This is a genomic window from Shigella sp. FC1967 (genome assembly GCF_001743005.1).
In the GTDB taxonomy this organism is placed as follows: domain Bacteria; phylum Pseudomonadota; class Gammaproteobacteria; order Enterobacterales; family Enterobacteriaceae; genus Proteus.
On record NZ_MIIZ01000794.1, the window covers coordinates 1 to 3,253 of the forward strand.

The following is a 3,253-nucleotide window of genomic DNA, read 5'->3' on the forward strand; positions in this document are numbered from 1 at the left end:
ATCACGTCTAATTCGATTGTCAAAAAAAAACCATATTTTTATTTTAGATTTATTTTTAACGCTATCTCTTTTTAATTTACTTTTTCGCGAATGTTATTAATAGATCCTGGAGTGTTTATGCAAAAAAATGAATTAAATGATTTTATAGATTTTATCTATGAGGATAATAAAGTCAGTAATGTTGAATTACAGTTTATTCGTGATGTTGCTGATGAAAAGATAGAAGCATTATTTAAACGATTGGGTGAAAATAATAATTTATCTGCATTTCAAAAGTCGATGGATGTATCAGTTCAACTAATGCAAAACGCCTTTTTTGATATTAAAAAGAAAGATGGTTCAGAAGAAGGTAAACGTGAAGTAAAAGAAGCATTTGAATTTCAAATAGCTTATTTGATTGCAAATTATAATCGCTTCTTCTCATTACTTTAATAAAAATAAACCAGCCATTAATTGGCTGGTTTTATTAATTATTTTTCAGTGACAAATTTAAGTGCATTTTCTAAAACAGATAAATCAGCACCCTGTTTATGGGCATTTTCACTTAAATGACGTCGCCATTGTCTAGCACCAGGAATACCTTGGAAAATCCCCAACATATGGCGTGTAACATGACCTAAATAAGTGCCTTGTGAGAGCTCTTTTTCAATATAAGGATACATAGCTCTTACCGCAGCGACGGCGTCAGTAATAGGTAATTGAGTATCAAAAAGCTCATGATCAACCTGTGTTAAAATTGACGGGTTTTGATAAGCCTCACGACCAATCATAACACCATCCATATATTTTAAGTGTTCTTTCGCTTCTTCTAGTGACTTAATGCCCCCATTAATTGCCATCGTGAGATGCGAGAAATCACGTTTTAATTGATAAACACGAGGATAATCTAAAGGTGGAACTTCACGGTTTTCTTTTGGGCTTAAACCCGATAACCATGCTTTACGCGCATGAATAATAAAGGTATCGCAATTATTATCACGGCTAACCGTATCAATAAAATCACATAGAAATTCATAGCTATCTTGGTTGTCGATACCAATACGTGTTTTTACTGTCACGGGAATATCAACGACATCACGCATCGCTTTCACACAATCTGAAACAAGTTGTGCATCACCCATTAAACAAGCACCAAAGCGTCCATTTTGGACGCGATCTGAAGGGCAACCGACATTTAAATTAATTTCATCATAACCACGTTCTTGCGCTAGTTTTGCACATTGCGCTAAAGCTTGAGGGTCGCTTCCACCTAACTGCAAAGAGACGGGATGCTCTTCTTCACTGTATTTTAGATAGTCACCTTTACCATGAATAATGGCACCTGTTGTCACCATTTCAGTATAAAGCAGTGTATTTTGACTTAACTGACGAAAGAAATAACGGCAATGACGATCAGTCCAATCGAGCATCGGCGCAACAGAGAATCTATTTAGTGGGTAATTGCCTTGAATGCCCTGTGTTTGCTTGTTTTTTAATGTTTTATCGGTTGGTGTATTTTCGTGCATTATAACCCATTTTAGTGTATTTTCTCTTTATCAGGACACCAGTGAGGACACCAAAATTTGGTGTCCGCTGAGAGTGAGAGAGGATTTATATAGAGATGGCTTACTATACCATATCAAAACGTGATAGAGCAGATGGCACTGCTCGATACAGATGTTCTGTTTCTGTGAAAGCTGGTGGAAAGAGAATTTATAATGAAAGTAGAACATTCACTAAGCAGGCTCATGCAAAAACATGGGGAACTAAACGTGTTTTAGAGTTAGAGCAAAACGGCATACCAGATCCAACTGATGCAACAAAAATAACAGTCAGAGATTTACTGTTTAAATATTTAAATGATCCAGATCTTGGTGGGAAAGCAGGAAGAACAAAACGGTATGTTTTAGAAATGCTGTTTGATTCTGATTTGTCTAAATATGGGCTAACAGAGCTTACCGTTTCACATATTGTTGATCATTGCAGACATAGACACGCATCAGGTGCATCACCCTCAACCATTAACCATGATGTTAGTTATTTGACCTCGGTATTAAAATCGGCAAAACCTATCTATGGTATAGAATATACGGCTAATCCAGCGTATGAGGCACGCCCGTTACTCATTCAAATGGGATTGATTGGTAAATCGCAACGGCGTAGTCGTAGACCTCAAAAAGAAGAATTGAAACAACTAAGAGAAGCACTTAAAAAACGAAGCGAACACAGAGAGTGCATTATCCCTTATGTTGATATTTTAGATTTTTCTATTCTTAGTTGCATGCGGATTGGTGAAGTGTGCAAAATTCTATGGGCAGACGTTGATGAGAAAAACAGATCAGTAATTGTTAGAGATAGAAAAGATCCGCGTAAAAAATCAGGTAACCACATGTCAGTGCCTTTACTGGGCGATGCATGGGCAATACTGAGTCGCCAACCAAAAACAAGTGATAGAATTTTCCCTTATAACCCTAAATCAGTTACTGCAGGTTTTCAGCGCACCAGGAACGCATTAGGGATTGAAGATCTTAGATATCATGACTTAAGAAGAGAAGGGGCAAGTCGTTTATTTGAAGCTGGCTTTAGTATTGAAGAGGTGGCTCAAGTGACAGGGCACAGATCTTTAAATGTTCTCTGGCAGGTATACACAGAACTTTACCCTAAATCATTGCATGATAAATATTCTGAGCTTACTAAAAGATAAAAAATGGCGAGAAATAACCTCGCCATGATTTAACTATGGATATTCTCTCCAATGATTAGGGTTGTCAAAATCAGGTAACCCTGTAAATCTAACTCTAGCTACATGTACAGGATAGCCTTTGTCAATAGCCCAATCTGCAGCTTCTTTTTGTGTGACAGTTATTTTTACAACCTTACCATTAACCCACACATGATATTCAAACCCAGAGGCATTCTCTGCGTTATCCTTTTGAACTACATAAGCATGACCGTTTGCCATGTTACTTTCCTTAATTTATGGAACAGTATTATTCCACCATTGAAGGTGGTGACTTATTATTTATTTTCAATTGATAGTATTTTGTTTATTTTTAAATTTTGTGATCAAGGCGCCAAAAATATATAAGGTGGTAAGTATAAATCATTAAAATAATGACCATATAAATACTTAATTTCACCTCATATTTATTATCACTGAAGATGAGAGATTTCTTTTTTTAGCTACTTCTCGTTTTTTATCTATCCATTCAGCAAGATCTGAAATATGAACGAGTCGTCCTGATTTTTGATTATCTCTATATGTTGGAAAAGG

At 36.1% G+C, this 3,253-nt stretch carries 5 protein-coding genes; 2 read left to right on the top strand and 3 right to left on the bottom strand.

What is annotated here, in order from left to right:
• Positions 1 to 117 precede the first annotated feature (117 nt).
• Complete coding sequence (locus BHE89_RS13110) at positions 118 to 432, top strand: hypothetical protein (RefSeq protein ID WP_069368322.1); 315 nt, start codon at positions 118 to 120, stop codon at positions 430 to 432.
• 38 nt (positions 433 to 470) lie between these two features.
• On the opposite strand, the gene dusA is transcribed toward BHE89_RS13110, so the two are convergent.
• Positions 471 to 1,505 (bottom strand): tRNA dihydrouridine(20/20a) synthase DusA, encoded by a 1,035-nt coding sequence (gene dusA, locus BHE89_RS13115; protein ID WP_069368321.1) that lies wholly within the window; start codon positions 1,503 to 1,505, stop codon positions 471 to 473.
• A gap of 95 nt (positions 1,506 to 1,600) precedes the next feature.
• Between dusA and BHE89_RS13120 the strand changes: the two genes are divergently transcribed.
• A complete protein-coding gene (locus BHE89_RS13120) occupies positions 1,601 to 2,683 on the top strand; it encodes a tyrosine-type recombinase/integrase (RefSeq protein WP_069368320.1) in 1,083 nt (360 codons plus the stop codon).
• A gap of 33 nt (positions 2,684 to 2,716) precedes the next feature.
• On the opposite strand, the gene BHE89_RS13125 is transcribed toward BHE89_RS13120, so the two are convergent.
• Both BHE89_RS13125 and BHE89_RS13130 read right to left on the bottom strand, forming a co-directional pair.
• A complete protein-coding gene (locus BHE89_RS13125; protein WP_069368319.1) occupies positions 2,717 to 2,941 on the bottom strand; it encodes a hypothetical protein in 225 nt (74 codons plus the stop codon).
• A 174-nt stretch (positions 2,942 to 3,115) separates the two neighbouring features.
• Positions 3,116 to 3,253 (bottom strand): pyocin activator PrtN family protein (locus BHE89_RS13130; protein ID WP_171742501.1); only part of this gene is annotated, 138 nt, incomplete at its 5' end.

What these genes read in the sequence shown, in the direction of transcription:
- BHE89_RS13110 (WP_069368322.1), top strand. Translation starts at nt 118, where the DNA reads ATGCAAAAAAATGAATTAAATGATTTTATAGATTTTATCTATGAGGAT.
- dusA (WP_069368321.1), bottom strand. Translation starts at nt 1,505, where the DNA reads ATGCACGAAAATACACCAACCGATAAAACATTAAAAAACAAGCAAACA.
- BHE89_RS13120 (WP_069368320.1), top strand. Translation starts at nt 1,601, where the DNA reads ATGGCTTACTATACCATATCAAAACGTGATAGAGCAGATGGCACTGCT.
- BHE89_RS13125 (WP_069368319.1), bottom strand. Translation starts at nt 2,941, where the DNA reads ATGGCAAACGGTCATGCTTATGTAGTTCAAAAGGATAACGCAGAGAAT.